Origin of the sequence: Rhodococcus sp. CX (assembly GCF_015865005.1) — a bacterium.
In the GTDB taxonomy this organism is placed as follows: Bacteria; Actinomycetota; Actinomycetes; order Mycobacteriales; family Mycobacteriaceae; genus Rhodococcus.
Window position 1 is genome coordinate 17,714 of the sequence record NZ_JADZGH010000225.1, and the last position, 5,238, is coordinate 22,951.

At 71.1% G+C, this 5,238-nt stretch carries 1 protein-coding gene; it reads left to right on the plus strand.

The annotated features are described in order from the left end of the window. A partial coding sequence (locus I0Q12_RS25225; protein WP_197255835.1) for a non-ribosomal peptide synthetase occupies positions 1-5,238 on the plus strand: 5,238 nt, incomplete at both ends.

The window sequence follows — 5,238 nt, forward strand, 5'->3', positions numbered from 1 at the left end:
CAAGGCCCTGCCGGCGCCGCAGGTGGTGCAGCGCGAGTTCCGGGCACCCACGACCCCGGTCGAGCAGGCGGTCGCCGCGGTGTTCGCCGAGGTGCTCGGTGTCGAGCGGGTCGGCTTGGACGACGATTTCTTCGCGCTCGGCGGTAATTCGCTGGTGGCGACGCAGGTGACGGCCCGGCTGGGTGCGGCGCTGGATGCGCAGGTGCCGGTGCGGTCGGTGTTCGAGGCCTCGACGGTGGCGGCGCTGGCGGCGGCGGTCGAGTCGCACGCCGGTTCCGGTGCGCGGGTGGCGCTGACGGCGCGTCCGCGTCCGGAGCGGGTGCCGTTGTCGTTGGCGCAGCAGCGGATGTGGTTCCTGAACCGTTTCGATTCCGGCACGGCCGTGAACAACATTCCGGTTGCGTTGCGGCTGAGCGGAGCGCTCGACGTCGCGGCACTCACCGCCGCGGTCTCGGATGTCGTGGCCCGCCACGAGGTGCTCCGTACCTACTACCCGGAGTTCGACGGCGTGGGACAGCAGGTCGTGCTGCCCGTCGCCGACGCTCCGGTGCTGCGGGTCGAGCGTGTCGACGCCGAGCGCGTCACCGAGCGGGTCGCCGAATTGATCGGTACCGGCTTCGATGTCACCGCCGAGGTGCCCTTCCGTGCCGCGCTGCTCGAATTGTCCTCCGACGAGTTGTCCACAGCCGAGCGGATTCTGGTGCTCGTGGCGCACCACATCAGCGCCGACGGGTTCTCCATGGGCCCGCTCGCCCGCGACGTGATGGTCGCCTACGCGGCCCGGTCGCGGGGAGAGGCGCCGTCGTGGGCACCGCTCGAGGTGCAGTACGCGGACTTCGCGCTGTGGCAGCGCGAAGTCCTCGGCGACGAGAACGATCCGGAATCGCTGATCTCCGCCCAGCTCGCCTACTGGTCCCGGACCCTCGCCGGGACCCCGGACGTGCTGGACCTGCCCACCGACCGGCCCCGGCCGGCGCAGGTGACCTATCGCGGCGACACGCACCGCTTCGAGCTGCCGGCGGACGTGTTCGCCGCCGTCGAACGGTTCGCGTCCGAGCAGTCGGCGACACCGTTCATGGTGGTGCACGCGGCGTTCGCGGTGCTGCTGGCACGCCTGTCGGGTACCGAGGACATCGTGATCGGGTCGCCGGTCGCCGGCCGCGGTGAGGCCGCGCTCGACGACCTGGTCGGCATGTTCGTCAACACCGCGGTGCTGCGCACCGTCGTCGACGGCTCCGAGTCGTTCACCGATCTGCTGCGCCGGGTCCGTGAAGGCGACCTCGCCGCGTTCGGTCACGCCGACGTTCCGTTCGAGCGCCTCGTCGACGAGCTCGATCCCGTCCGTTCGCAGGCACATTCGCCGATCTTCCAGGTGGCGCTGGCCTTCCAGAACCTGGCCGCGGGAACGTTCGAGCTCGGCGACCTGTCGGTGGCGCCGGTTCAGGCCGACGCCCACATCGCGAAGTTCGACCTTCAGCTGACCCTCGTCCCGGGAGACCGGGACGAAGGCGCGGCTGTGCCCGCGATGTTCGAGTACGCGACCGATCTGTTCGACGACTCGACGGTCGCCGCGTTCGGGGAGCGTTTCGTGCGGCTGCTCGCCGCACTGACCGGGTCCCCGGAGCGGGCCGTCGGGGACGCCGATCTGTTCGCTCCCGGCGAGCTCGCCGGGCTCCTGGCGCACGCCGGACCGACCGGCCCGGAGCCGTGCACGTTGCGCGAGCTGATCGCTGCGGCCGTCGCCGCGAACCCCGACGGGGTCGCGGTCCGCTGCGAGGATCGCGAGCTCACCTACCGTGAGCTCGACGCCCGTTCGTCGCAGTTGGCCCGCGTGCTGCTGCGGCGCGGTGTCGGTGCCGAGCAGCTCGTCGCGGTCGCGATTCCGCGATCGATCGAATCGGTACTCGCGGTCTGGGCCGTGACGAAGACCGGGGCGGCGTTCGTCCCGGTGGACGCGAACTACCCGGCGGACCGGATCGAGCACATGGTCACCGATGCGCACGCCGCGGTCGGTCTGACCCTGGCGCAGCACGTGGAGGCGCTGCCCGGCGTCACCGACTGGCTCGTCCTCGACGACGCCGAGCTGCAGACCGCGATCGAGGCGGAAGCGGCGACTCCGGTGGCCGAAGGTGAACTGCCCCTGCCGACCCGGGTCGAGCAGGTGGCGTACGTCATCTACACGTCCGGCTCCACGGGTAAGCCCAAGGGTGTCTCGGTCACGCACGCGGGTCTGCACAACTTCTGTGTCGAGCAGCGTGAGCGCTACCGTCCCGGACCGGATTCCCGGATCCTGCACGTGTCGTCGCCGAGCTTCGACGCATCGATGCTCGAGCTGCTGCTCGCGCTCGGCGCGTCCTCGACGATGGTGATCTCGCCCGCCGGCGTGTTCGGTGGCGCGGAGCTGGCGGAACTCATTCGCCGCGAACGGGTTTCGCACGCGTTCATCACCCCGTCGGTGCTGGCGTCGATGGACCCGTCCGGTCTGGATTCGCTGCAGCACCTCGCCGCCGGTGGTGAGGCGGTGCCCGCCGACGTCGTCGCGCGCTGGTCGCCCGGTCGTTCGCTGTACAACGGCTACGGCCCCACCGAGACCACGATCATGGCGAACATCTCGGAGCCGACGGTGCCGGGCGCCCCGATCACCATCGGTGGCCCGATCCGCGGAATGCGCGAGGTCGTGCTCGACGCGCGGCTGCGCCCGGTACCGGTCGGTGTCGTCGGCGAGCTGTACATCTCGGGAATCCAGCTCGCACGCGGGTATCACGCCCGCGGCGCACTGACCGCCGACCGGTTCGTCGCCGACCCGTACGGCGAACCCGGCGAGCGGATGTACCGCACCGGTGACGTCGTGCGGTGGACCCCGAGCGGGGAGATCGCCTACGTCGGCCGCAGCGACCACCAGGTGAAGATCCGCGGCCTCCGGGTCGAACTCGACGAGATCGACGCCGTGCTCGTCTCGCACGAGAGCGTGGACTTCGCGGCGACGATCGGCCACGAGACCCCGACCGGTGGCACCGCCGTCGTGTCGTATGTCGTCCCCGCCGCCGGCGCCGACCTCGACGCCGACGCGCTGCGGGAGTTCGCGGCGACCTCGTTGCCCGCGCACATGGTGCCGGTCGTCGTGATCCCGCTCGACGCGATCCCGCTGACCCCGGTCGGCAAGCTGGACCGCAGGGCGCTGCCGGAGCCGGTGTTCGAGGCCAGGGCGTTCCGTGCGCCGTCGACGCCGATCGAGGAAATCGTCGCCGGGGTGTTCGCGGACGTGCTCGGCGTCGACCGCGTCGGGGCGGACGACGACTTCTTCGATCTCGGTGGCAACTCGCTGATCGCGACGCAGGTCGCGGCTCGGCTCGGCGCGGCACTCGACACCACGGTCCCGGTCCGGGAACTGTTCGAGGCGCCGGCCGTCGGGACTCTCGCGGCCCGGCTGGAAGGGCTCGCCGGCGGTGGTGGCCGTGCGCCGCTCACGGCCGGTCCGCGACCCGAGATCGTGCCGCTCTCGCTTGCGCAGCAGCGCATGTGGTTCCTGAACCGGTTCGATCCGGCCTCCGGGTCCTACAACATCCCGCTGGCGATCCGGTTGTCCGGCACGCTGGATGTGGCGGCGCTGCAGGGCGCGGTCGGCGACGTGATCGGCCGGCACGAGATCCTCCGCACCGTCTATCCCGAACGCGACGGCAGCGGGTACCAGGTGGTGCTGCCGGTCGCCGACGCCCTGCCGGACCTGACCCCCGAGCGGGTCGGCGCCGACGAGCTGCCCGACCGGGTCCGAGACCTGGCGTCGGCGGGATTCGATGTGACCGAGGCGATTCCGGTCCGGATCCGGTTGTTCGCGGTCGACGAGACCGAACACGTCCTCGTGCTGGTCATGCACCACATCAGCGGCGACGGCTTCTCGCTCGGTCCGCTGACCCGTGACGTCATGGTCGCGTACACCGAGCGGGCCGCGGGACGCCTGCCGGAATGGGCGCCGCTGCCGGTGCAGTACGCCGACTTCGCGCTGTGGCAGCGGGCCGTCCTCGGCACCGAGGACGAGCCGGACTCGCAGATCTCGGCACAGCTCGGTTACTGGCGGGAGGCTCTCGCCGGACTGGCCGACGATCTCGAGCTGCCCACGGACCGGCCGCGGCAGGCGATGCCGTCCATGGCGGGCGCGTACCACGCGTTCACGCTCGAGCCCGAGCTGCACCGCGGGCTGACCGAACTCGCGCGCGCCCACAACACGTCGATGTTCATGGTGGTGCACGCGGTGCTGGCGGTCCTGCTGGCACGGCTCACCGGCGGCCGCGACATCGCGGTCGGCACCGGTGTCGCGGGACGCGGTGAACCCGAACTCGACGACCTGATCGGCATGTTCGTCAACACGCTGGTGCTGCGCACCGACGTCGATCCGTCCCGGTCGTTCGGTGAGCTCGTCGACCGCGCCCGGGAAACGGACCTGTCGGCATTCGCGAACGCCGATGTGCCGTTCGAGCGTCTCGTCGAGGTTCTCGATCCGGCACGGTCGTCGGGACGTCACCCGTTCTTCCAGGTGATGTTGTCGCTGCAGAACTTCCGGCCGGTGTCCTTCGAGCTGCCGGGCCTGACGATCAGCGGCCTCGACACCGGGGAGGTCGCGGCCAAGTTCGATCTGATGCTGACTCTCGAGGGCACCTACGACGACGCGGGCGACCCGGACGAGCTGATCGCCGGGTTCACCTACGCCACCGACCTGTTCGACGCCTCCACCGTCGAGCGGTTCGCCGAGCGGTTCATCCGGATCGTGGAGGCGGTCGTCACCAAGCCCGACGTGACCGTCGGCGACATCGACATCATGGGTGCCGCCGAACGCGCACAGTTCCAGTCCCGCACCACCGACACGGAATCCGAGTCGGGGGCCACGGCCCGCAACCTGGTGTCGGTGCTGATGGCCACCGTCGAGTCCGACCCGGAGGCTCCGGCGCTCGCGGACGGCGAGGACGAGGTCTCCTACGCCGAGCTGGACGCGAGGTCGTCGCGTGCGGCCCGGTTCCTGCTCGGCCGCGGAATCGGCGCCGGAAGCCGGGTCGGCATCCGGATGCCGCGCTCGGTGGACCGCACCGCCGCCGTGTGGGCCGTCCTCAAGACCGGTGCCGCAGTCGTCCTCCTCGACGAGGCGGTGTCCGGCGGGGCAGTGTCCGGCGGGGCGGGGCTCGACGTCGTGCTCGGTGTCACCGGGGTCCCGGACTGCGCCTCGATCGCCGCGGTCGTGTCCGGATC